This is a genomic window from Klebsiella sp. MISC125, from assembly GCF_051131775.1.
GTDB lineage: Bacteria > Pseudomonadota > Gammaproteobacteria > Enterobacterales > Enterobacteriaceae > Klebsiella.
In genome coordinates this window covers 1,694,212-1,718,187 of record NZ_CP180448.1, presented here as the reverse complement: position 1 = coordinate 1,718,187, position 23,976 = coordinate 1,694,212, and the positions used below count along the sequence as shown (strand labels likewise).

Annotated in this window: 17 protein-coding genes and 1 pseudogene; 6 read left to right on the top strand and 12 right to left on the bottom strand. The window is 54.6% G+C overall.

What is annotated here, in order from left to right; genetic code table 11:
• Window positions 1-21: 21 nt before the first annotated feature.
• Complete coding sequence (locus ACMYSL_RS08170) at window positions 22-1,674, bottom strand: sulfatase-like hydrolase/transferase (protein WP_434662143.1); 1,653 nt, start codon at window positions 1,672-1,674, stop codon at window positions 22-24.
• Window positions 1,675-2,296: 622 nt separating this feature from the next.
• Window positions 2,297-4,576 carry an NADP-dependent oxaloacetate-decarboxylating malate dehydrogenase gene (gene maeB, locus ACMYSL_RS08165; protein ID WP_110272161.1) on the bottom strand — a complete coding sequence of 760 codons (2,280 nt, stop codon included), beginning with the start codon at window positions 4,574-4,576 and terminating at the stop codon, window positions 2,297-2,299.
• Window positions 4,577-4,864: 288 nt separating this feature from the next.
• On the opposite strand from maeB, the gene tkt reads away from it, so the two are divergent.
• A complete protein-coding gene (tkt, locus tag ACMYSL_RS08160; protein ID WP_434662141.1) occupies window positions 4,865-6,859 on the top strand; it encodes a transketolase in 1,995 nt (664 codons plus the stop codon).
• Here the strand turns inward: tkt and ACMYSL_RS08155 are convergent.
• From ACMYSL_RS08155 to aegA, 3 genes and pseudogenes are all read right to left on the bottom strand, one after another.
• Entirely contained in the window at window positions 6,828-7,895 is a 1,068-nt protein-coding gene (locus tag ACMYSL_RS08155; RefSeq protein WP_434662140.1) for a DUF1176 domain-containing protein, read from the bottom strand. The genes tkt and ACMYSL_RS08155 overlap by 32 nt on opposite strands.
• A 65-nt stretch (window positions 7,896-7,960) precedes the next feature.
• Window positions 7,961-8,558: pseudogene (nudK, locus tag ACMYSL_RS08150) on the bottom strand (GDP-mannose pyrophosphatase NudK).
• A 58-nt stretch (window positions 8,559-8,616) separates the two neighbouring features.
• Window positions 8,617-10,599 (bottom strand): formate-dependent uric acid utilization protein AegA, encoded by a 1,983-nt coding sequence (gene aegA / locus ACMYSL_RS08145; protein ID WP_434662139.1) that lies wholly within the window; start codon window positions 10,597-10,599, stop codon window positions 8,617-8,619.
• Window positions 10,600-10,981: 382 nt separating this feature from the next.
• Here aegA and acrD point away from each other — a divergent pair, with 382 nt between their 5' ends.
• On the top strand, window positions 10,982-14,095 hold the full coding sequence (gene acrD / locus ACMYSL_RS08140; protein ID WP_434662138.1) for a multidrug efflux RND transporter permease AcrD: 3,114 nt from the start codon (window positions 10,982-10,984) through the stop codon (window positions 14,093-14,095).
• Window positions 14,096-14,232: 137 nt separating this feature from the next.
• On the opposite strand, the gene ypfM is transcribed toward acrD, so the two are convergent.
• On the bottom strand, window positions 14,233-14,292 hold the full coding sequence (gene ypfM, locus ACMYSL_RS08135; RefSeq protein WP_100181659.1) for a protein YpfM: 60 nt from the start codon (window positions 14,290-14,292) through the stop codon (window positions 14,233-14,235).
• 384 nt (window positions 14,293-14,676) lie between these two features.
• Between ypfM and ACMYSL_RS08130 the strand changes: the two genes are divergently transcribed.
• The 3 genes from ACMYSL_RS08130 to ACMYSL_RS08120 are packed head-to-tail and all read left to right on the top strand — an operon-like array spanning window position 14,677 to window position 16,392.
• Window positions 14,677-15,030: an ArsC family reductase gene (locus tag ACMYSL_RS08130; RefSeq protein ID WP_110272155.1), complete on the top strand. Its 354-nt coding sequence runs from the start codon at window positions 14,677-14,679 to the stop codon at window positions 15,028-15,030.
• Window positions 15,031-15,033: 3 nt separating this feature from the next.
• The gene (gene dapE / locus ACMYSL_RS08125; RefSeq protein ID WP_434662137.1) at window positions 15,034-16,161 is read left to right on the top strand and encodes a succinyl-diaminopimelate desuccinylase; all 1,128 of its coding nucleotides are present in this window, start codon (window positions 15,034-15,036) and stop codon (window positions 16,159-16,161) included.
• Window positions 16,162-16,188: 27 nt separating this feature from the next.
• The gene (locus tag ACMYSL_RS08120) at window positions 16,189-16,392 is read left to right on the top strand and encodes a YpfN family protein (RefSeq protein WP_110272153.1); all 204 of its coding nucleotides are present in this window, start codon (window positions 16,189-16,191) and stop codon (window positions 16,390-16,392) included.
• Between the two features lie 326 nt (window positions 16,393-16,718).
• Here the strand turns inward: ACMYSL_RS08120 and ypfH are convergent, their stop codons facing one another.
• From ypfH to dapA, 6 genes are all read right to left on the bottom strand, one after another.
• Window positions 16,719-17,417, bottom strand: a complete 699-nt coding sequence (gene ypfH / locus ACMYSL_RS08115; RefSeq protein ID WP_182240287.1) for an esterase — start codon at window positions 17,415-17,417, stop codon at window positions 16,719-16,721.
• A 77-nt stretch (window positions 17,418-17,494) separates the two neighbouring features.
• On the bottom strand, window positions 17,495-19,498 hold the full coding sequence (locus ACMYSL_RS08110) for a tRNA(Met) cytidine acetyltransferase TmcA (protein WP_434662136.1): 2,004 nt from the start codon (window positions 19,496-19,498) through the stop codon (window positions 17,495-17,497).
• Window positions 19,499-19,510: 12 nt separating this feature from the next.
• Window positions 19,511-20,380, bottom strand: a complete 870-nt coding sequence (gene ypfJ / locus ACMYSL_RS08105) for a KPN_02809 family neutral zinc metallopeptidase (protein WP_434662135.1) — start codon at window positions 20,378-20,380, stop codon at window positions 19,511-19,513.
• Between the two features lie 120 nt (window positions 20,381-20,500).
• Entirely contained in the window at window positions 20,501-21,214 is a 714-nt protein-coding gene (gene purC / locus ACMYSL_RS08100; protein WP_110272150.1) for a phosphoribosylaminoimidazolesuccinocarboxamide synthase, read from the bottom strand.
• Between the two features lie 108 nt (window positions 21,215-21,322).
• The gene (bamC, locus tag ACMYSL_RS08095; protein WP_434662133.1) at window positions 21,323-22,357 is read right to left on the bottom strand and encodes an outer membrane protein assembly factor BamC; all 1,035 of its coding nucleotides are present in this window, start codon (window positions 22,355-22,357) and stop codon (window positions 21,323-21,325) included.
• Window positions 22,358-22,373: 16 nt separating this feature from the next.
• The gene (dapA, locus tag ACMYSL_RS08090) at window positions 22,374-23,252 is read right to left on the bottom strand and encodes a 4-hydroxy-tetrahydrodipicolinate synthase (protein WP_112215492.1); all 879 of its coding nucleotides are present in this window, start codon (window positions 23,250-23,252) and stop codon (window positions 22,374-22,376) included.
• Window positions 23,253-23,405: 153 nt separating this feature from the next.
• Here dapA and ACMYSL_RS08085 point away from each other — a divergent pair, with 153 nt between their 5' ends.
• Entirely contained in the window at window positions 23,406-23,975 is a 570-nt protein-coding gene (locus tag ACMYSL_RS08085; RefSeq protein ID WP_167492732.1) for a glycine cleavage system transcriptional repressor, read from the top strand.
• Window position 23,976 lies beyond the last annotated feature (1 nt).

The following is a 23,976-nucleotide window of genomic DNA, read 5'->3' as shown; positions in this document are numbered from 1 at the left end:
CGGTTATCCACTGAATACAACTTAGAGTTTAATCTGCACTTTAGGTGGGTATTTTTTCAGAATTTCCATGTAGTTATGGACTTCATCCTGCAAAGGTACCCCCATCGGAATATGGCGTACGCCGACGCTTTCATCTTCCTGCGGATTGGTATAGAGGTTAAATATCATGGTCCCCGCCGTTTTCATAATTGCGCCGGTAAACCCGCCCTGATAGCCGGTTTGCGTGAAGGCGAAAGGCTGCTGGATAAGCAGATGATATTTAAATTCATCGATACGAACCGCCGAAAGCTCGCCATTGAGGAAGTAGTGTTCTGCTTTACGGTTTGACTGTCCGTCTTTACCTATAAAGAAAGATGCCTGGTCAACACCATCAATAAAGGTTTTTTCAGGCACCAGTTTCGCCAGCTCCGCGCCCGGATGGCCTGCCAGTGAAAGGCTGGTCGGGAACAAATCCGCCAAATCCACAATCCCGTCGGATCTACGCGGTTGGATCATTCCCTTCCAGTAAACAAACGTCGGCACGCGCACCCCGCCTTCCCACGTTGAGCCTTTCGCGCCACGGAACGGCGTGCGGCCATGTGGCGGTACTTCCGCTTCCGGGCCGTTATCAGAGGTGAAGACGATCAGCGTATTATCCAGTTGCCCGCTGGTCTCCAGCGCTTTGTACAGGTTGGCAAAGACGTCATTCATCTCCACCATACAATCGCTGTAGGAAGTGCGTGCTGGCGAGCGCCCGGCATAATGGGCATTCGGATAGTTATCAAAATGGCAGCCGCGCGTTCCGTAATACAAGAAGAACGGCTTATCTTTTTTCGCCATGCTGTTGATAAACTCAACGCCGTACTTCATCCAACGCTGGTCCAGATCTTCCATATACTTCGGCGTGATTTCGGCGACAGCTTCCTGCTTGCCTCCGCGTACCGCATGGACATCATTTTTATCGAACGGCAGATTCTGAATATACTGGCTACGGGCAGGACTTAGCGCCACTTCCGGGTTCACATTCGGATCGCGCCATTCGGTGTACATATCGGAAACGGAGTTAAAACCGCGAAAATCGTCAAAACCGACGTTTTGCGGCTGCGAACCGGTATTCTCGCCCATGTGCCATTTACCGATGGCTTGAGTGATATAGCCTTGATCGTGCAACAGTTGCGGCAGCGTGGTCAATCCTTCAAGACCGCCAGGCATACCGTACATTGGCGGCATTAGAATTCCGTGGTGAACGGAGTATTGCCCGGTCATGATCGTCGCACGAGTTGGAGAGGAACTCGGCTGCGAATAGGCCGACGTCAGGACTAATCCCTGATTCGCGACGGCATCGATATCCGGCGTCGGGTTACCCACGGCCTCCCCTCCTCCGTTAAAACCGACATCCATCCAGCCGACATCATCAAGAATGAACACCACAATATTAGGCTTTTTGCCCGTTTTCTTTTCTAACTCGGCCAGCTTCTGCCGCGTATCTTTATCCTGCGCAGGGTGGGACATGACCGGCATCAAGTTGTCAGCAATTTTTGTCGCTGGTGTAACAAGATATTGATTGGGGTGGTCGTAACCTGCATGCCCTTCCTGGGAAGTCGCAACGGCGGGGGTATCTGCCGCGCTGGCGGTAAATGGGATCGCTGCGGCAATAGCTATTGCAAGCAGCCTCGGAGAAAATGCTAATTCCATAAAGATAAGCTCCCTAATTTTTTATTCCCCAATGGGGATGAGACAATAGCCATGCTAAATAGTAACTTTAGCCATACCTACGTCATGACTCGCTGGTTATTTTTGAATTCAATGTAACGGTACCAGTTACATTTAAAATTACTGGCAAAACGTTGGAAATCATCATGATTTCAGTTACACCATTTCAATACTACCCCGATACCACCTTTGTAAATGCTATTAAGTTAGCAATTCCTTCTGGCCATCAATACAAGCATCAACGCTGTGAATAAAATCATTTCACCCTCTACAGAACCGATCTGCCGAATTTTAACAATCGCCATATAATTAATTGTATTTAAATGAATTCCATCACCAACCATAACCTACGCATTTCATATAAAATACAAAAATAATATAATCGATGAATATATTATTAAAATTTCCTTACAAATAATCCGATAAAAGACCATTTCACAAAAAATGAAAAATAAATTAAAGAGATGAATTTCGTGTTATCTAATGAATAAAAGACGGGATGATTAATATCGCGCATTGATAAAATCAAGATTTGAATAATGATAAAATCAAAGGAAACGAGAAGTGAAGTAAAGGTGCGGGAGAGTTCCCGCACCTGTATATATTACAGCGGCTGAGTTTGTGCTTCGACAACCGCCAGCGCGACCATATTCACAATGCGGCGTACCGAGGCAATAGGTGTCAGAATATGCACCGGCTTCGCCACGCCCATTAACACCGGACCGACTGTGACGCCTTCGGAGCTGGAGACGCGAAGTAGGTTGTAACTAATACGCGCCGCTTCCATATTCGGCATGACCAGGATATTCGCCGAGCCTTTCAGCGGGCTGTCCGGCATCCGGTCGTTACGAATGCTTTCCACCAGCGCAGCATCACCGTGCATTTCACCATCGATCATCAAATCCGGCGCACGCGCTTTCACCAGCTCCAGCGCCTGGCGCATTTTGCTGGCGGATGGGCAATCCGACGAGCCGAAGTTCGAGTGCGACAGCAGCGCCACCCGCGGTTCGATACCAAAACGACGTACGCTCTCTGCCGCCATCAGCGCAATTTCAGCAATCTGCTCTGGCGACGGGTCGTGGTTAACATAGGTATCGGCGATAAAAGTGTTGCCGCTCGGCAACAGCAGCGCGTTCATCGCTCCGGCGGTATGGACACCATCACGGTAGCCAAACAACGGCTTAATGACGTGGAAATGCTCGTGGTAATCACCAATGGTGCCACAAATCATTCCGTCCGCTTCTCCACGCTGTACCATAATTGCGCCGATGGCGGTGGTGTTGCTGATCATCTCACGCTGCGCCTGCTCTTGCGTAATACCGTTGCGTTTCATCAGGCCGTAGTATTCCTGCCAGTACTCTTTAAAACGCGGATCGGACTCGTTGTTGACGATTTCAAAATCGACGCCCGGTTTAATCTGCAGGCCCAGCTTCTGAACGCGCATCTCAATGACGCTCGGACGACCAATCAGAATTGGCTTTGCCAGCCCCAGCGTCACCAGCTCCTGCGTCGCATGCAGCACGCGGTTATCTTCCCCTTCCGCCAGCACGATACGCTTCGGCTCTTTACGCGCCTGCGAGAAAATCGGCTTCATAAACAGGTTGGTTTTGTAGACGAACTCGCTCAGCTTCTCGACGTAGGCATCAAAATCGGCAATCGGACGCGTGGCAACGCCGGAGTCCATCGCTGCTTTCGCCACCGCTGGCGCGATCTTGACGATCAGGCGCGGGTCGAACGGTTTCGGAATGATGTATTCCGCACCGAAGCTCAAATCCTGATCGCCGTAGGCTGAAGCGACAACTTCGCTCTGTTCGGCATGAGCCAGCTCGGCAATCGCGTTCACCGCCGCCAGCTTCATCTCTTCGTTAATTGCCGTCGCACCGACGTCCAACGCCCCGCGGAAGATGAACGGGAAGCACAATACGTTGTTAACCTGGTTCGGATAGTCGGAGCGACCGGTGCAGATAATGGCGTCGGAGCGCACCTCTTTCGCCAGCGGCGGCAGAATTTCCGGTTCCGGATTAGCCAGCGCCAGAATCATCGGCGCGCGGGCCATCTTCTTGACCATCTCCTGAGTCAGCACTTTCGGACCCGAACAGCCAAGGAAAATATCCGCCTCCTCAATCACGTCATCCAGCGTGCGTTTGCCGCTGTCTTCCACCGCGTAAGCCGCTTTGGTTTCCGCCATGTTCGGCTCGCGGCCTTTGTAGATAACCCCTTTCGAGTCGCACACCACAATGTTGTGCTTCTGCATCCCCAGCGCCACCAGCAGGTTCATACAGGCAATCGCCGCCGCGCCTGCGCCGGAAACCACCATGCGCACATCGGAGATGTTTTTCTCTACCACTCGCAGGCCGTTAAGGATTGCGGCGGTACTGATAATCGCCGTGCCGTGCTGATCGTCATGGAAGACGGGAATATTCATGCGCTCGCGCAGTTTTTGCTCGATGTAGAAGCACTCCGGCGCTTTGATATCTTCCAGGTTAATGCCGCCAAAGGTCGGCTCCAGAGCCGCAACGACGTTGATAAATTTGTCCGGGTCCAGTTCATCGACCTCAATATCGAAAACATCGATACCGGCGAATTTTTTAAACAGAACGCCTTTGCCTTCCATCACCGGCTTGCCGGCCAGTGCACCGATATTGCCAAGTCCCAGAACCGCCGTGCCGTTAGAGACCACCGCAACAAGGTTGCCACGCGCGGTATATTTGTAGGCCGCCAGCGGATCTTTTTCGATTTCCAGACACGGGGCGGCAACGCCCGGCGAGTAGGCCAGAGCCAGGTCACGCTGAGTCGCGAGCGGTTTAGTTGGGGAAACCTGGATTTTTCCGGGAACAGGGAATTCATGGAAGTCGAGGGCGCTTTGTTTTAACTGCTCATCCATTTTATCTTTCCTTTCACATATCGATCGTAGGGGTGAAGCGTAATGGCGTATCGGATGTTCACCCTAAAGGGCCACCTAGTATCTCGCCTGACGGCTTCGTAAACTTTGAACACCGCCAAACTCTCGCCAAAACAAAGTTATATTTGTTATCGATTTATAATGTTTATGTAACTTAGATTCGGAAGCAATGATAGCCCCATCTGCTATGCTTTTTAGTTATGCAACTCATCAACCTCTCTATCCTAAGCCAATAAAAACTCATGCAACGTATTGTTTCAGGAGCACATTATGTCCCGTAGAGAACTTGCCAACGCCATCCGCGCCCTGAGTATGGATGCTGTCCAGAAAGCCAACTCCGGCCACCCCGGCGCGCCGATGGGCATGGCCGATATCGCAGAGGTGCTGTGGAACGATTTTCTTAAGCACAACCCTGAGAACCCCCACTGGTACGATCGCGATCGCTTTATCCTCTCCAACGGTCACGCTTCGATGCTGCTCTACAGCCTGTTGCATCTGACGGGCTATGACTTACCCATTGCGGAGTTGAAAAACTTCCGTCAACTGCACTCAAAAACCCCAGGCCATCCGGAAATTGGCTATACCCCAGGCGTTGAAACCACCACCGGGCCGCTGGGTCAGGGGCTGGCGAATGCCGTTGGTCTGGCGATCGCCGAGCGCACGCTGGCCGCCCAGTTTAATCAGCCAGGACACGAGATTGTCGATCACTTCACTTATGTTTTTATGGGAGATGGTTGCCTGATGGAGGGGATCTCCCACGAGGTGTGCTCGCTGGCAGGCACGCTGGGGTTAGGCAAACTGATCGGCTTCTACGATCACAACGGCATCTCCATTGATGGCGAAGTTAAAGGCTGGTTTACCGATGACACAGCAAAACGCTTCGAAGCCTACCACTGGCATGTGGTGCATGAAATCGACGGCCACGATCCGGAAGCGGTGAAAAAAGCTATTCTGGAAGCCCAGAGCGTGAAAGATAAACCGTCGCTGATTATCTGCCGGACGGTGATTGGCTTTGGTTCGCCAAATAAAGCCGGCAAAGAAGAGGCCCACGGCGCGGCGCTGGGCGAACAGGAAGTGGCGCTGGCGCGGCAGAAGCTGGGTTGGCACCATCCCGCTTTTGAAATCCCCAAAGAAATTTACCGTGCCTGGGATGCCCGCGAAAAAGGCGAAAAGGCGCAGAAAAACTGGCAAGAGAAGTTTGCCGCATACCAAAAATCCTGGCCGGACCTGGCGGCCGAGTTTACGCGTCGCATGAGCGGCGGTCTGCCTGACTCCTGGGATGAAACTACGCAGAAATATATTGCCGACCTACAGGCCAATCCGGCAAAAATCGCCACCCGTAAAGCATCACAAAACACCCTTAATATTTACGGTCCGCTGCTGCCGGAACTGCTCGGTGGTTCGGCGGATCTCGCGCCAAGTAACCTGACCATCTGGAAAGGTTCTACCTCGCTAAAAGAAGATCTGGCGGGCAACTACATTCACTACGGGGTGCGCGAATTCGGTATGACCGCCATTGCCAACGGCATCGCGCATCATGGGGGGTTTGTCCCCTATACCGCTACCTTCCTGATGTTTGTCGAATATGCCCGCAACGCGGCGCGGATGGCGGCGTTGATGAAAGCGCGGCAAATCATGGTTTATACCCACGATTCTATTGGACTTGGTGAGGATGGCCCAACTCACCAGGCGGTGGAACAGCTTGCCAGTCTGCGCCTGACGCCGAATTTCAGCACCTGGCGACCGTGCGATCAGGTGGAAGCCGCAGTAGCGTGGAAATTGGCGGTAGAGCGTCATAACGGACCGACTGCGCTCATTCTCTCACGACAAAATCTGGCGCAGATGGCGCGTACCCCGGAACAGGTACAGAATATTGCGCGCGGCGGATACATACTGAAGGACGCCGGCGGCAAGCCGGATCTAATCCTGATAGCTACCGGTTCGGAAGTGGAGATTACCGTACTGGCAGCGGAGAAGCTGCTCGCCAGCGGGGTGAACGTTCGTGTCGTCTCCCTGCCGTCAACCGATGTGTTTGATGCCCAGGACGAAGCATATCGGGAATCGGTCCTGCCATCGGGCGTAGAAGCTCGCGTCGCCGTCGAGGCCGGGATCGCCGACTACTGGTATAAATACGTTGGCTTAAAAGGCAAGGTTGTCGGTATGACCGGCTTTGGCGAATCGGCTCCGGCGGATGACCTCTTCCCGTTCTTCGGCTTTACCGTTGATCATATCGTCAGCGTGGCGGCTGCGCAACTGAACGGGTAACCCATAAAGTGGGCCAGGCGTCTGGCCCCTGCCAGTTATCGCATTGCGGCTGCCGGGCGTAGCGCACAAGGCTAAACCGCTGGCCGTCATAGCGCCAGCGCGTTTGCGTCCCGCAGTCGCCGGGCGCACGCCCTTTATCCAGCGTCACCAGTTCCTGGTGCCGATCGTCATAGCTGGCGTTAACCAGCTCAATCGCGCGGGGCGCATCGCCGGGGGGCTGGAAAGGCAGCGTCAGGCGTAGCGGGCGGGCAATAAATGGACGCTGGCGCGACACCAGCCAGGCCAACCAGATGGTGTTGTAAGCGCCCGCTTCACAGCTGGTCATCAGCAGAACTTTATCGTCGGTCAGCGCGGCAACCCGTACCTCGCGGCGAAACGGGTCCAGTGAACAGGCGCTGTTATTCATTCGTTCGTTACCGTAATCCATCAGATCGTTAAGCTCATCACGGCTGAGGGGCGATTGCGTCATATCCACTTTCGCTACCGTCCGCAGCGCAGGCGCTGGCGGAACGCTGAGCGGTGGCTCTTCTCCCTTACCAATCCACGCCGTTTCGCTACCCACCCGCTTTTGTCGGTTATCAATAAACAACAAAGCGGCCTTCAGCCCCTGCAGAGAAATCTTCTGCAGGCCATTTTCGAGGGTAATCGCCTGCGCTTCCTGCACTTGTTGCAGGAAGGCATCAATGGTGACGCTATCGTCGGTTTTAAGGAGCTTATCGGTAATCTGCCAATGTTCATCGCCCAACGTCAGGGACTGACCGTCGAGGAGAAGACGAGGCGCAATCGGCGCCAGGGTAGCAACCGGGTTGCCCACGCCGCCAAGTTCGATGCGCAGGCTGGCGTTGGTGGCCGCTCCGGCGCTGCGAGTGAGGGTCATTACCAGCCCATGATGTAACCCAACGTTGCGGGCGACGCAGAAGTTTTGATTATTGCAGGTTACCATCCAGTCGCTAAAGAGCTGTTGCGCCGGCGCCGCCCACGCCAACGAAGTCGGTAGCAAACCGAAAAGCAGGAACAAAATAACCCGATACAACATGAGCGGCACGACCCCGGTGAGAACACGATTAACAGCGGTTATGTTCACCAGAGGCGAGCTTTTACTCAATCGGATTTATCAGATATCCCGCGTCATCAGCCCGGAAGTTTGCAAATATTGCAGGAGGATCACCGCTTTGCCATCACGTATTTCCCCATTCGCCACCATCTCCAGCGCCTGGCTGAAAGGCAGCTCAAGCACGTCAATCTCTTCATCATCAACCCCGCCGCCATCGGTAGCCCGCTGGGCATCGCTGTATTCAGCGATAAAGAAGTGGATAAGCTCGGTGACGCCACCGGGGGACATATACAGCTCGAACAGTTTACGAACTTCGCCGACCTCAAAGCCGGTCTCTTCGATAGCTTCTTTGCGCACGCACACTTCTGGCTCGTCGTTATCCAACAGCCCAGCGCAGGTCTCAATCAACATGCCGTCTTCGTTGCCGTTTACCCAGGTCGCGACGCGAAACTGGCGCACCAGGACCACGCTCTGCTTGCGGCGGTTATAGAGCATGATGGTAGCACCGTTGCCGCGGTCATAGACCTCACGCTTATGGCGAACCACGCTGCCGTCGCTACGCGTCAGCTCGTAGGTCATATTGCGTAACACGAACCAGTTTTCGGAGAGAATTTTATCTTTGATAACGTTGATATTGAGTGACATACGGGCCCCACGGCATGAAATAACGTCGCCATACTACGCCGTGGGACCTGCTTTGTCGTTAGTGAAGAGGTATCGATTTAACGTCGAGGAAATCCATGATCCCCTGCGCCGCGTGGCGGCCTTCGGCCATCGCGGTCACCACCAGGTCGGCACCGCGCACCGCATCACCGCCAGCAAACACCTTGCGATGGGTGGTCTGGTAACGATAGCGGCTTTCGACATTAGCTTTGATTCGTCCGCGACTGTCGAGCTGTACGCCGACCGACTCCAGCCACGGCATGCCGTGCGGATGGAAACCAAAAGCCATAATTACCGCATCAGCGGGCATGACGAATTCACTCCCTGGGATCGGCGACGGGCTACGGCGCCCCTGGGCATCCGGTGCGCCAAGCTGGGTACGCAGGAAGCGCACGCCGTTGACGTTACCCTCAGCATCCAGTTCCAGCGTCACCGGCTGAACGTTGAACTCAAACATCGCACCCTCTTCGCGCGCGTTTTTGACCTCTTTTTTCGAGCCAGGCATGTTGGCTTCATCGCGACGATAGGCGCAGGTCACCTGTTTCGCACCGTGACGTAGTGCGGTACGCACGCAGTCCATCGCCGTATCGCCACCACCCAGCACGACCACGTTCAGGCCTTCTGTGTTGACGTAAGGCTCTTCCGGCAGCTCCAGAAGCCCCATCACCTGCTTGGTGTTGGCGATCAGGAACGGCAGCGCATCGTACACGCCGGGGGCGTCTTCATTGGGCAGATCCGCCTTCATTGAACGGTAGGTTCCGGCACCAATAAACACCGCATCATAGTCCTCAAGCAGCGTGGTCAGCGGGATATCCTTGCCTATCTCGCAGTTCAGCTCAAAGCGTACGCCCATCTGGGTAAAGATTTCGCGCCGCCGGGCAAGGAGTGATTTATCCAGCTTAAATGCAGGAATACCAAAGGTTAGCAGGCCGCCGATTTCCGGATGGCGGTCAAACACTACCGGCTGCACGCCATTGCGCACCAGGCGGTCGGCACAAGCAAGCCCCGCAGGACCGGCACCAATAATCGCCACCCGCTTGCCGCTTTCGACGACCTGCGAGAGATCGGGTCGCCAGCCGCTGGCTAGCGCCTGATCGGAAATATAGCGCTCAATATTGCCGATAGTGACCGAACCGTGCTCATCGCGCAGCGTACAGGCCCCTTCGCACAGGCGATCTTGCGGACAAACGCGGCCAGTGATTTCCGGCAGGCAGTTGGTTTGATGAGAAAGCTCCACGGCTGCTGAGATATCGCCCTTTTTCACTCGCTCAATCCACTGCGGAATATGGTTATGCAGCGGACAGGTCCATTCGCAAATACTGTTTTCTCCGCACTTCAGGCAGCGTTCCGCCTCGCGGTTGGCCTGGTCGGCGCTGAACGGCAGATAGATCTCAGAAAAGTTGGCTTTGCGCGCTTCAGCGGACAGCTTGTCAGGCTCACCACGCGATGGCGTGGCGGCCATCTGGGCAACCTTTCCGCCCGAACACGGCGATGCTACTGCGCCCGGGTGGCTATGCCACGGCTGCGCTTCCAGACGCGCTGCGCGCTGACGCCGCTGTCTTGCCAGATTTAACAGCGTGTTGTCCGTTGCCAGCTGTAATGCTTGTGCCGGGCAGTTTTGCACGCAGGCGGGCCCCTCTTCACGACCATTACACAAATCGCATTTGTGCGCCGTCGCTTTAAATTTTCCCTCCTGTACTGGGGTGAGAACAATTTGCATCACGCCAAACGGGCAGGCAACCATGCAGGATTTGCAACCGATGCATTTCTCCTGATTAACCTGCACGCTGCCGTTAAGCTGACTGATTGCGCCATTTGGACAGCTCCGGGCGCAAGGAGCTCCTTCACAATGGTGACATGTTACTGCGTTACGTTTTTGCTCGCTTTTGATAACCGTAATACGCGGCAAGAAACGCTGCGGGGTCAATACATGCTGCTCATCGTTGTGCGCCATGACGCAGGCAACTTCACAAGCCTGGCATCCGATGCACTTATGACTATCGCTTAAAATAAAGTGGTTCATGACATCCTTCAGTCTTATTGGTGAATAACCCCTCAATTCGCATGCTTATCTATTACCCGACAAAACGGTGCAGGGACAATGTGCATTTGCACAGGTTGCCGATTTTTTGGTGATAACCCGAGGTGGATCAATTTTTTTGACTTAAATGAAATTACGTTTTATTTAGCTAAGTAATAATTGGTTACGTTAGAGGTCAGGCGACGATGCGCAGAAAAGCAGAAGATTGGTGGAGATAGCAGGACAGTTCTTTACGCTGCCATAAAAGGCACATGATAAATTACACTATCTCCTTAATTTCTCCACGATTGCCTGAGGGCTTGCCGCTAAAGTGTCACAGGCTATGCAATAACAAAAAGATGAGCAAAATGAGGTCCCAATTCTGATGGCGAATTTCTTTATCGATCGCCCCATTTTTGCGTGGGTTCTGGCAATCCTTTTATGCCTGACCGGAACGCTCGCGATTTTGTCGCTTCCCGTGGAGCAATACCCCGAATTAGCACCGCCCAACGTGCGAATCACAGCGAACTATCCCGGAGCCTCTGCACAAACGCTGGAGAATACCGTTACCCAGGTCATCGAACAAAACATGACCGGACTCGACAACCTGATGTACATGTCATCACAGAGTAGCGGCACAGGTCAGGCAAGCGTGACGCTGAGCTTTACCGCCGGGACCGACCCGGACGAAGCCGTTCAGCAGGTGCAGAACCAGCTGCAATCAGCAATGCGTAAACTCCCGCAGGCCGTACAAAACCAGGGTGTGACGGTGCGTAAAACCGGGGATACCAATATCCTGACCATCGCCTTTGTCTCTACCGATGGCAGCATGGATAAACAGGATATCTCCGACTACGTCGCCAGTAATATTCAGGACCCGCTGAGCCGCGTAAACGGCGTCGGCGACATCGACGCGTACGGCTCCCAGTACTCAATGCGCATCTGGCTCGACCCGGCCAAGCTCAATAGTTTTCAGATGACGGCGAAAGACGTCACCGATGCGATTTCGTCACAGAACGCCCAGATTGCTGTCGGCCAACTGGGCGGCACGCCGTCGGTGGATAAACAGGCATTGAACGCCACCATTAATTCACAGTCGCTGTTACAAACCCCAGAGCAGTTCCGCGATATCACCCTGCGGGTTAATCAGGATGGTTCCGAGGTCACTCTCGGCGACGTCGCCACCGTCGAGATGGGGGCGGAAAAATACGATTATCTTAGCCGCTACAACCGTCAGGCCGCTTCCGGTCTGGGGATAAAACTGGCATCCGGCGCCAACGAAATGGCGACCGCCGAACGCGTTATCGACCGCCTGAACGAGCTATCACAATACTTCCCGCACGGTCTTGAATACAAAGTTGCCTACGAAACCACCTCTTTCGTGAAAGCATCAATTACCGACGTAGCGAAAACGCTGCTGGAAGCCATCGCGCTGGTGTTCCTCGTGATGTACCTGTTCTTGCAGAACTTCCGTGCCACGCTGATCCCCACCATCGCCGTTCCGGTGGTACTGATGGGAACCTTCGCCGTCCTCTACATCTGTGGCTACAGCATCAACACCTTAACCATGTTCGCCGTGGTGCTGGCAATCGGCCTGCTGGTGGATGATGCCATCGTGGTGGTGGAAAACGTCGAGCGCATCATGAGCGAGGAAGGTCTTTCGCCGCGAGAGGCGACGCGAAAATCTATGGGGCAGATCCAGGGGGCGCTGGTCGGCATTGCCATGGTGCTCTCGGCGGTATTTGTGCCGATGGCCTTCTTCGGCGGCACCACCGGCGCTATCTATCGTCAGTTCTCAATAACAATTGTCTCAGCGATGGTGCTATCCGTCCTGGTGGCGATGATCCTGACGCCAGCGCTGTGCGCCACCTTGCTCAAACCGATTCATAAAGGAGAATCCCACGGACAACGGGGCTTCTTCGGCTGGTTTAACCGCATGTTTAACCGTAATGCCGACCGCTACGAATCCGTCGTCGCCAAAATTCTTCACCGTTCGCTGCGCTGGATAATGCTCTACGTCCTCCTGCTGGGCGGGATGGTATTTCTGTTCCTGCATCTTCCTACGTCATTCCTGCCGCTGGAAGACCGCGGTATGTTTACCACGTCGGTGCAATTGCCCAGCGGTGCGACCCAGCAGCAGACGCTGAAAGTGGTACAGCAGGCGGAAGATTACTTCCTGAAACAGGAGAAACAGAACGTCGAATCGGTATTCGCCACCATCGGCTCCGGCCCCGGCGGCAACGGGCAGAACGTAGCGCGCATGTTCGTGCGTCTGAAGGATTGGGACGAGCGCGATCCGACAACCGGTTCATCCTTTGCCATCATCGAACGCGCAACCAGGGCGTTTAACAAAATTAAAGAAGCGCGCGTGTTCGCCAGCAGCCCACCGGCTATTAGCGGGCTGGGCAGCTCCGCCGGTTTCGATATGGAGCTGGAGGACCACGCCGGTAACGGACACGAAGCGCTGATGGCCGCCCGTGATACCCTGCTGGAGCTGGCTGCCAAAAATGACCAATTGACCCGTGTTCGCCATAACGGCCTCGACGATAGCCCGCAGTTGCAGGTCGACATCGATCAGCGTAAAGCGCAGGCGCTGGGCGTGTCCATCGACGATATCAACGATACGCTGCAAACCGCCTGGGGCTCGAGCTACGTCAATGACTTTATGGACCGGGGTCGCGTGAAGAAGGTTTATGTTCAGGCCGCAGCGCCATATCGCATGCTGCCGGACGATATCAATCTTTGGTATGTACGCAACAACAGCGGCACGATGGTGCCCTTCTCCGCCTTCGCCACCTCGCGCTGGGAGACCGGCTCGCCGCGTTTGGAGCGCTACAACGGCTACTCGGCGGTGGAGATCGTCGGTGAAGCCGCCCCGGGCGTCAGTACCGGTACCGCCATGAGAATCATGGAAGAACTGGCCCAGCAGCTACCGAATGGATTTGGCGTAGAGTGGACGGCGATGTCTTATCAGGAACGCCTCTCCGGCGCGCAGGCCCCGGCGCTGTACGCCATTTCGCTGCTGGTTGTGTTCTTGTGTCTGGCGGCTCTGTATGAAAGCTGGTCGGTGCCGTTCTCAGTGATGCTGGTGGTACCACTGGGGGTTATCGGCGCGCTGCTGGCGACCTGGATGCGCGGTCTGGAAAACGACGTTTATTTCCAGGTGGGTCTGTTAACGGTTATCGGTTTGTCGGCGAAAAACGCCATTCTTATCGTCGAGTTTGCCAATGAGTTAAACCAGAAAGGTGAAGACCTGCTTATCGCGACGCTATCGGCTTGTCGCCAGCGACTGCGGCCAATCCTGATGACTTCGCTGGCATTTATCTTCGGCGTGCTGCCGATGGCGACCAGCACCGGGGCTGGTTCCGGCAGCCAGCATGCGGTGGGGACTGGCGTGATGGGCGGTATGATCTCCGCTACCGTGCTGGCAATCTTCTTCGTACCGCTGTTCTTCGTGCTGGTGCGCCGTCGCTTCCCGCTTAAGGAACGGCCGCAATAACAAAGAGATAAGTCTGCTTTATTTTACCGGGATTAATAACAGAAAAGGCGACCGAAAGTGTCGCCTTTTTCATAATTGGTCGTTTCGACTGCATTATTATTCTGCCCGTGGAATCGCCCTGCTTACATTATGGAAATTTATTTACGAAGCATACCTTCAATAAAATCTTTCCAGTTCCCTAGTTCATGCTCAATCATAATAGCCTCTCTTATTATTATGGGTGATTTTATGCAAATTCGTTGATGGTGAAAAGTGTGTTTACGCTATCGCTCTGATTACTTTAATTACCGCCTCCAGAAAAAGCCCTTTCATTCGTAAGTACTATGAGCCGAATTTAACCCGTTTAATGTGACCAACAGCAACATTCAGCAACATTTGTTCATCAGCACAATCCGCCCTCACTCGGCTTGTGACAAGTCACAGCGCAAAAGCAGGTCAAAAAGCAACCAATAGATAACGTTCAGGATATATCACGGGTAAAAAACGATATTTATTAACGTAATTCACGTATTATTTATTAACGACTTATATATTCGGAACATTCCTGGTCAAACGTTTAATTCAATGGAAAAGGTTTAATCATGCTCACCATGTACGGGATAAAAAATTGCGATACCATAAAAAAGGCCCGCCGCTGGCTGGAAGCCCAGCAGATAGAATATCGTTTTCATGATTATCGGGTTGATGGTCTGGACCGCGAATTATTAGATACCTTTATAGATGAACTCGGCTGGGAAGCGCTGCTCAATACCCGCGGCACCACCTGGCGCAAGCTAGACGAAACGGTCCGCGCAGGTATCGATAACGCCGATGCTGCGGCAAAACTGATGCTGGAAATGCCGGCAATCATCAAACGCCCATTGCTCTGCGCGCCCGGTCAGCCTATGCTGCTGGGTTTCAGTGAATCTAGTTATCAGCAGTTTAACGAGGTGTAGTCTATGTCTTGCCCGGTCATTGAGCTGGCTCAGCAGCTTATTCGCCGCCCTTCCCTCAGCCCCGATGATGCGGGATGCCAGGCGTTAATGATTGAACGTCTGCGTGCGATTGGCTTTACCGTTGAACCGATGGATTTCGGCGATACCCAAAACTTCTGGGCCTGGCGCGGGCACGGGGAAACGCTGGCTTTCGCCGGTCATACTGATGTTGTCCCTTCTGGCGATGCCGACCGCTGGATTAACCCGCCTTTCGAGCCTACTATTCGCGACGGAATGCTGTTTGGCCGCGGCGCGGCAGACATGAAAGGCTCTCTCGCTGCGATGGTGGTTGCCGCTGAACGCTTTGTCGCCCAGTATCCGAACCATCAAGGTCGCCTGGCATTTCTGATCACCTCAGATGAAGAAGCCAGCGCCAAAAACGGCACCGTTAAAGTCGTGGAAGCGCTAATGGCGCGTAATGAGCGCCTGGATTACTGTCTGGTCGGAGAACCCTCCAGCACCGAAGTTGTCGGCGACGTCGTCAAAAATGGCCGTCGCGGCTCCCTGACCTGCAACCTGACCATTCACGGCGTGCAGGGGCACGTGGCCTATCCCCACCTCGCGGATAACCCGGTCCACCGCGCCGCGCCGATGCTGGCAGAGCTGGTGAATATTGAATGGGATAAAGGTAACGATTTCTTCCCGCCAACCAGCATGCAAATCGCTAACGTGCAGGCCGGAACCGGCAGCAACAACGTGATTCCCGGCGATATGTTCGTACAGTTCAACTTCCGCTTTAGCACAGAATTGACTGACGAAATGATCAAAGTGCGCGTTGTAGCTCTGCTGGAAAAATACGAACTGCGCTACAGCGTTGACTGGTGGCTTTCAGGCCAGCCGTTCCTGACCGGCCGCGGTAAACTGGTTGATGCGGTGGTGAACGCCATTGAGCACTATAATGAAATTAAACCGCAGCTCCTGACCAATGGCGGTACCTCCGACGGGCGTTTTATCGCACGCATGGGTGCGCAGGTGGTTGAACTGGGGCCAGTGAATGCCACTATTCATAAAATCAACGAATGTGTTAATGCCGCCGATCTCCAGCTACTGGCGCGGATGTACCAACGCATCATGGAACAGCTGGTCGCCTGACGGCATCATAGATAAGAGGTAGCGCGCATGGATTGGCTAACGAAATACTGGTGGATTCTGGTGTTGGTATTTTTAGTGGGCGTGATGATTAACGTGATTAAGGATCTGAGTCGCGTTGACCACAAAAAATTTCTCAACAATAAGCCGGAGCTGCCTCCGCATCGCGATTGCAACGATAAGTGGGACGATGAGGATGACTGGCCTAAGAACGGCCAGTCGAAGAAAAAGTAAGCGTCTTACTTCAGTTATGTCTACGGGTCCTGCAGATCCGGTAGTCCGAACAGATGCACAGCATCGCCTTCGGGAAATTAACACAGTATGCCGCTATTTTCCCGAGGGCGGCGCTTGACGCGCCTTGCCCGGGCTACGGGTTCACTGCCGTCTGTGGGTCTGGTAGCCCGGACAGATGCGCAGCATCGCCTCCGGCGAATTAACACAGTATGCCGCTATTTTCCCGGGGGCAGCGCTTGACGCGCCTTGTCCGGGCTACGGGTTCACTGCCGTATGTGGGTCTGGTAGCCCGGACAGATGCGTAGCATCGCCTCCGGGTTTTCTATTTACAGCAGTTCGATTAGATCGTCATCTTTCGGCGTGCTGCCGCTGAGCGCTTCATCAAAATAGTGTTTCGGCACGGTAAAACGCAAATGATCGAGGGCAAACTGCATGCTGCGATCGTCAATCGCGTGTCCCAAGTCTTCAACGATATCCAGCGTCACATCCCCACCGGCCTGCTGGAGCGCTTCTTGCCCGGCGACTGCCCACGCCAGATCGATAACACGATCCTCACCGCCGTGAATCAGATGGACTGTTGTCGCCGTGGTCGCCTTCTCCGGCAGAGTTGCATAGCGGCCGTTAAACGCAATCACCCGCGATGCCAGCCCCGGCTGCGCCTTAATGCTCTCCAGCGACATAATCGCCCCCTGCGAGAAGCCGATCAGCGCCGTCGCCTGCGGACTAACGCCGCTCTGCTGCTGCCAGTAGCGAACGGCTTCGATAAAGGTCGGCATAATGGCATCCACGCGCTGCTGGCGGTTTTCTTCGGTAACACCTTGCACGGAGAACCACTGGCGTCCCGGAGGCGGTCCGCACGGCTCCGCGCCGCCGATGCTGACAATCAGCGCATCGGGAAAGAGCGGCGCAAACCAGCTGCCGATTTGCCCCATGGCAACCGGGTTATCGCCGACGCCATGAAACAGCAGCAGCAGTTGCTGTGCAGGGGTCGCGGGGCTTTGAACAACAAAATGATCGTGTTTCATGGCTGTCTCCTTAATGTCTGCAAGGAAGTTTACGCCGCATGTGAAATATGACCATGCCATTTAACTGAAGGAGTTAGTTAAAAAAATTGCAGCATTTTGACCTGCTGGCGCAGAGCATCAGCGCGGGTTGCATTGAGAGTAGATAATGCCAGCGCCGCCTCTTCGCGCAGCCTGACCAGCAGCGCTTTTCGCCCGCAGAGTTGTAACGTGCGGCAAAGTTCCGCTTCATCCTGGCGTTGCAGGCGTGCACGCAAAGCGGGTAGCGGTAAATTCACCTGCATGAGCAGCCGATTGAGGCTACCAACCGCCGCCAGCAGCGGGCGATGGGCAAACGCAAAGCCCGCAGCCTCCAGCCAATCCTCTTCAGTAAAGATAGCCGCTTCTTCCAGTCTAGTCAGCGGCAACGACTCATTTCGCCAGTCGCAAAGCCAGTGTTCATCGCGCAGTAACCGGCGGATTTCCTGCTGAGCCAGATGTCGACCAGCCGCGCTGATGGGATAGAGCGCCATCGCGGTATAACAGCCGCTGCTGGCTTCCCGATGAGTCCCCAGGCGCACCAGCATAAAACCGCAGCTATCCCAGAAACGCCACAGTTCGGGTGTGTAGCCAAAACTGACCGAGAGATAGTCCCGCTCCGACGCCTGAGACGCCGCCCAATCGACCAGCCGTTGCCCAAGCCCCTCGCGCTGGCGCACCGGGTGTACGGCAATACGACTGATACGTAGCCCCATGAGCGTCGCCGCCAGCGGGCTTCCGCCGTGCGCCGCGAGGGATTGCGCCACCAGATTACCACGCGGGCGGCGATATCCAGCCCACACAGCCTGGCTGAGCGATGGCTCAAGACCGCCCTCTTCCACCAGCCACAGCGCACCAGCGATGTGCTCACCGCTGCGGGCGCAGGTAAAGTGCTGCCCCGGCGCATCCATCATGCGGCGTAAATCGAGAGGAGAAGTGCGATAGTGTGCCCCGGAGAGCAGTTGATACATCGCCTCCGGTAAAGCGGGCTGCTGCTGCCAACTGGTCTGACTGATGTTTTCCAGTACCGTGTCGCCAGCAGGCGCATGCTGGAAGGTCTCATCGCTAAACAACAGCAACTGCGCGATAGCCGCCTCCAGCGGGCAGCCCAATGCCCAGCGGATGGGCGTCGTCAAACTAAACTGCCGCAAATGGGCAAAACCGGCGCAAAACTTAAGCAGAAAACCGCGCCCGGTGCCTTCGTAGCCCTGAACAGTAGTCGTGAGCAGAGTACGCGGAAAACGCTCAACCAGCTGGCGCAACAGCGGCCCCGGAATGGCGGCGGCCTCATCAACAATCAGCCACGAAGCGTTGCGCTCTGATGCCAGTAACGCATCGGGAGCCATAAAGCGAAAGCCTTCACCTGCAAAAGCCACCATCACATCTGTGGCTCCACGCGCCGGTGCCGTAACGATAGCATCGCCTGCCAGCTGGCGAATAAGCATTCCCGCCAGAGCGGATTTACCTCGTCCGCGCTCGGCGGTTAAGGCGGCGATACCGGGAGGGAAGTCAGCCAATTCGGCAAGAACGGCGGCCTGCTCCGCCTGCGGCTGACCATCAGCGGGATGCCAGGATTCACGAAGCGGGAAAGCGGGTAATGTCAGCTCATTCCCCTGCCGCCAGAGGACAGAATCATTATCGGCAATAATTTGCTGGCAGAAACGATAGACAAAATTTGGCGTGGGGACCGGCTCGGGAGTGTCGCTCCAGCGCAGAGAGTCTGCGTCAGGGCGGGTCGGCCATTGGGAAAAATCGGGGATCAGCAAGATCAGCCAGCTTCCTGCGCGCAGCGTACCGGCTAACGCAGCAAATGCCGCGACGTCGAACCCCTCACGCGCATCGAAAAAAGCATGCTGGAATTCCCGGCCCAGCAGGATCTTCAGTGCACCGGGAGGCATATACGGCTCCGGCACCGGCTGCGGGCCAACCCACAGCCCATCTCCAGCCAACAGAGTACGCAGATTTTGTGCCTGGTTGAAAGTCCAGGCATCATCGCCGCTGAGCACCAGCAGACGACGGATGCCCTCACGCGCCATTTGCGCCGTCAGGTGAAGCAGTTCATCCATGACAGACGGCAATTACAGCGCGTTGCCAAAGGTGTTGCACTGCGCCGGGTCGCCGCTATCGAAGCCGCGTTTAAACCAGGTATAGCGCTGCTGCGATGTACCGTGAGTAAAGCTGTCCGGCACCACGCGTCCCTGGCTCTGCTGCTGCAAGCGGTCATCACCAATCGCCTCTGCGGCGTTCAGGGCTTCCTGCAGATCGCCAACCTCCATCACGTCCTGCTTCTGCATATTGTAGCCCCAGACGCCCGCGAAGCAGTCCGCCTGTAGCTCCATTTTCACTGACAGGCGGTTCGCTTCCGCTGGTGAAGCATTCTGCTGTAGCTGGCGCACTTTCGACTCAATACCCAGCAGCTTTTGTACATGATGGCCGACTTCATGGGCGATAACGTAACCTTGAGCGAAGTCGCCGCCCGCGCCGAGATTAGTTTTCATCTCATCGTAAAATGACAGGTCAATGTACACTGTGCTATCCGCCGGACAGTAGAACGGCCCCATCACCGACTGGCCGGTACCACAGGCCGTTCGCGTCGCGCCACGATACATCACCAGCTTAGGCTGCGGATACTGACGACCCATGTCTTTAAAAATCGTGCCCCAGGTATCTTCCGTATCCGCCAGAACCACTTTAGTGAACTTCGCGGCTTCTTCATCCTGTGGACTAATCGAGCGTTGAGTGGTGGTTTGCTGTTGTGACACCGGTTCACCGGTTAACATGCCGGTTAAATCAACGCCGTAATATCCCGCCACCACAATGATAATCAGCAGCACGATACCGCCTTTCCCGCTGGGGAGACGAAAACCGCCACCTCCGCCCATCGGTGAACCGGATTGACCACGTCGATCTTCAACATTGTCGCTTTCGCGACGCCCTTGCCAGCGCATAAGCACCTCAATTCATCATAAAACCAATGTATGAGATCGTAGGCGGTTCAGCGGAGGATTACCACAGGAAACAGCAAGAAGAGCGCCAGAAGAAGAGGGCTTCCTCTGGCGTCGGGGGGATTAGTCCAGTTCTACGCCCAGACGACGGGCAACTTCTTCATAGGCTTCAATCAGGCCGCCGAGGCTCTGGCGGAAACGGTCTTTGTCCATTTTATCCATGGTCTTTTTGTCCCACAGACGGCTGCCGTCCGGAGAGAACTCGTCGCCCAGAACCACTTCGCCTTTAAACAAACCAAACTCCAGCTTGAAGTCCACGAGGATCAGGCCTGCATCGTCAAACAGCTTTTTCAGCACGTCGTTAGCTTTGTAGGTCAGTTCCTGCATACGCGCCAGGTTCTCTTTACTCACCCAGCCGAAAGTTTCGCAGTAGGATTCGTTGACCATCGGGTCATGCATGGCGTCGTTTTTCAGGAACAGATCAAATAGCGGCGGGTTCAGCTCGATGCCCTCTTCAATCCCTAAACGTTTCACCAGCGAACCGGCAGCGCGGTTACGCACAACGCACTCCACCGGCACCATATCCAGCTTTTTCACCAGACATTCGGTATCGGACAACAGCGCTTCCATCTGGGTCGGGATACCCGCTTGCGCCAGTTTGCTCATAATGAAATAGTTGAACTTGTTGTTCACCATGCCTTTACGATCGAACTGCTCAATGCGAGCACCGTCACCTGCTGACGTATCGTTACGGAATTCGAGTACCAGCAGATCCGGGTTTTCGGTGCTGTAAACGGTCTTCGCTTTACCACGATACAACTCAGCTAGCTTTTGCATCTTTGTCACTCCAGTGATGATTAACGATAAAAATTTGTGCTTTTCTGCTGACGCACACGTTTGCGTCACTATACATTAAAAAGGGCCGGATTACTCCAGCCCTGTTTATTACTTACTTAATGCGGCCTGGAATACGGCAACCAGGGCGTCATTTTGCGACTGCGTCAGGGTATGTCCTTTCGGGTCGATGAACTGCAGACTGCTGCGGTTATCGAGGTCCCCGACCTGCAGTTTATAATCGCCGGATACCAACTGCGGGTCGCGAGCGCCCAGATCGGTCCAGCCGCTGTCGGATAGCGGTTTGTAGGTCACGGAGAAGCTACCCTGAGAACGGGAGCTATCGGTTACCTTCATACCCACTTTTTCCAGCGCGCCCGGCAGGCGTTGCCACACCAGGTTAAACGGTGCGCGAACGACCAGCATCGGCAGGCCGGTATCATCCGCACCGCTCTGCACGTCGAAGGTCGCCCCGGCATTTTTCTGCGCGGCATTCTGAGCGCTGGTAGCGTTCAGATCCAGACCTTCGGAAATGACGTTCAGCATGGCAGTACTGTAGCGCTGCAGCGAAGCCGGATCGGCAACCGGTTTACCCGCCTGCTCCAGATTCACCAGCTTCACGACCACTGCTTGCTGATAGCCCTGCTGTTTAACTGAGATTTGATAGCGACCACGGTACTGCAGGTCTTCATCGAGGCGATTCCATTCGACCCAGTCGGTATTCAGCGTCTGGCTGGCATCGTCGCGTTTCGCGATAGTGTAGTTTTTCGACTGCACGATGCTTGCCACCTGCGCCCACAGCGAACCGCTGCGACCGTTCTCCACCATCAGCGTCGCGGTATCACCGTTAAACTGAGTGCGCGCGCCGCTAACCAGCGCCAGAGGCTGAGCCGGTGGACGAATGTCCAGGCCTTTACCTGTGTTACCAGTGCTGGTCGCAACCGGAATATTATAATCACCCACCTGAACCGGCAGGATCATCCCTGCTGGCGCGTGAAGTTCACTAAGCGGCGTTGCCTGCAAATAGGCCTCGTCGCCGCTCACCTGACGCTTATAGCGCGAGTCAGAACTACAGGCCGCGAGGAGTAGAACCAGCGAAACACCCGCAACCTTCGCCAGGCGCGACTTCTGTACTGAGTAAGCCATCAAATCTCCCTAAACTTTACAGCAAACCGGCATGCTTCAACGCTGCGGTGACAACCTTAGTACCGTTTTCGGTAATCGGGGTCATCGGCAGGCGTAGCGTATCGGTCGCCACAAGACCCAACGCCTTACATGCCCATTTGACCGGGATAGGGTTGGGTTCGACAAATAATTTTGTATGCAACGGCATCAGACGCTGATTAATCGCCCGAGCTTCGGCGAATTGACCAGCCAGAGCCAGTCGGCACATTTCAGCCATTTCGCGCGCCGCAACGTTTGTGGTTACGGAAATCACGCCGTGACCGCCAAGCTGCATAAAGTCCATTCCGGTCGCGTCATCGCCGCTCAGCAGAATAAAGTCATCTGAAACCAGCTCTTTGATCTGATGAACGCGACTTAAGTTCCCCGTCGCTTCCTTAATACCGATAATATTTTTAACTTCCGCCAGACGACCGACGGTTTCCGGCAACATATCGCAGCCGGTACGGGACGGCACATTATACAGGATTTGCGGCAGGTCAGTATGTTCTGCAATAGCTTTAAAGTGTTGGAACAGACCTTCCTGGGTCGGACGGTTGTAATAAGGCGTAACCGTCAGGCAGCCAACCACACCGCTATTGTTAAACCGCTTGGTCAGGCTAATCGCCTCTGCGGTTGCATTTGCACCGGTACCCGCGATAACCGGGATGCGTCCGTCAGCCAGCTCCAGCGTCTGCATAACTACGTCACCATGCTCTTCATGGCTCAATGTTGCGGACTCTCCGGTAGTGCCTACCGAAACGATCGCCGAGGTACCGCTGGCGACATGGTAATCAATCAGTTTTTTCAGGCTTGACCGGCAGACGTTACCGTTTTCATCCATCGGCGTGATAAGCGCTACAATACTTCCCGTAAACATGGGCCATCCTCAGAGCAGAAGTGGGACAAGATTCTCAATGTTACGTTTGGTGCTGCAATAAAAGCAAGAGACCCGATGCCATCAGGGATGTTGTATGCCGGTTTTTTTTATGCTTTCCTAATGTTACCTCACCTTTTTAAAGGAAGAACAGGTTTGACAGCCTCATTACAACACTATCTGGTTATTACCGCGTTGGGTGCTGATCGCCCTGGCATCGTGAATACAATCACTCGCCACGTCAGCAGCTGCGGCTGTAATATCGAAGACAGCCGGCTGGCCATGCTTGGTGACGAGTTTACGTTTATCATGCTGCTCTCCGGCTCGTGGAATGCGATTAACCTGATTGAATCGACTCTGCCGCTGAAAGGTGCCGAGCTTGATCTGCTGATCGTAATGAAGCGTACAACCGCAAGGCCGCATCAGGCGATGCAAAACACCGTCTGGGTTCAGGTTGAGGTGCCGGATTCGCCGCATATTATTGAGCGATTTACTGCCCTGTGCGATACGTGGAAAATGAACATTGCCGAGCTGGTTTCCCGCACCCAACCGGGAGCGAACGACGATTCAGCGCAGCTTTTTATCCAAATCACCGCCCATAGCCCGACTACGCAAAATGCATCAAATATCGAACAAGCGTTCAAAGCCCTATGTACAGAACTGAATGCACAAGGCAGTATTAACATCGTTAATTATTCACAGCATGATGAACAGGATGGAGTTTGAG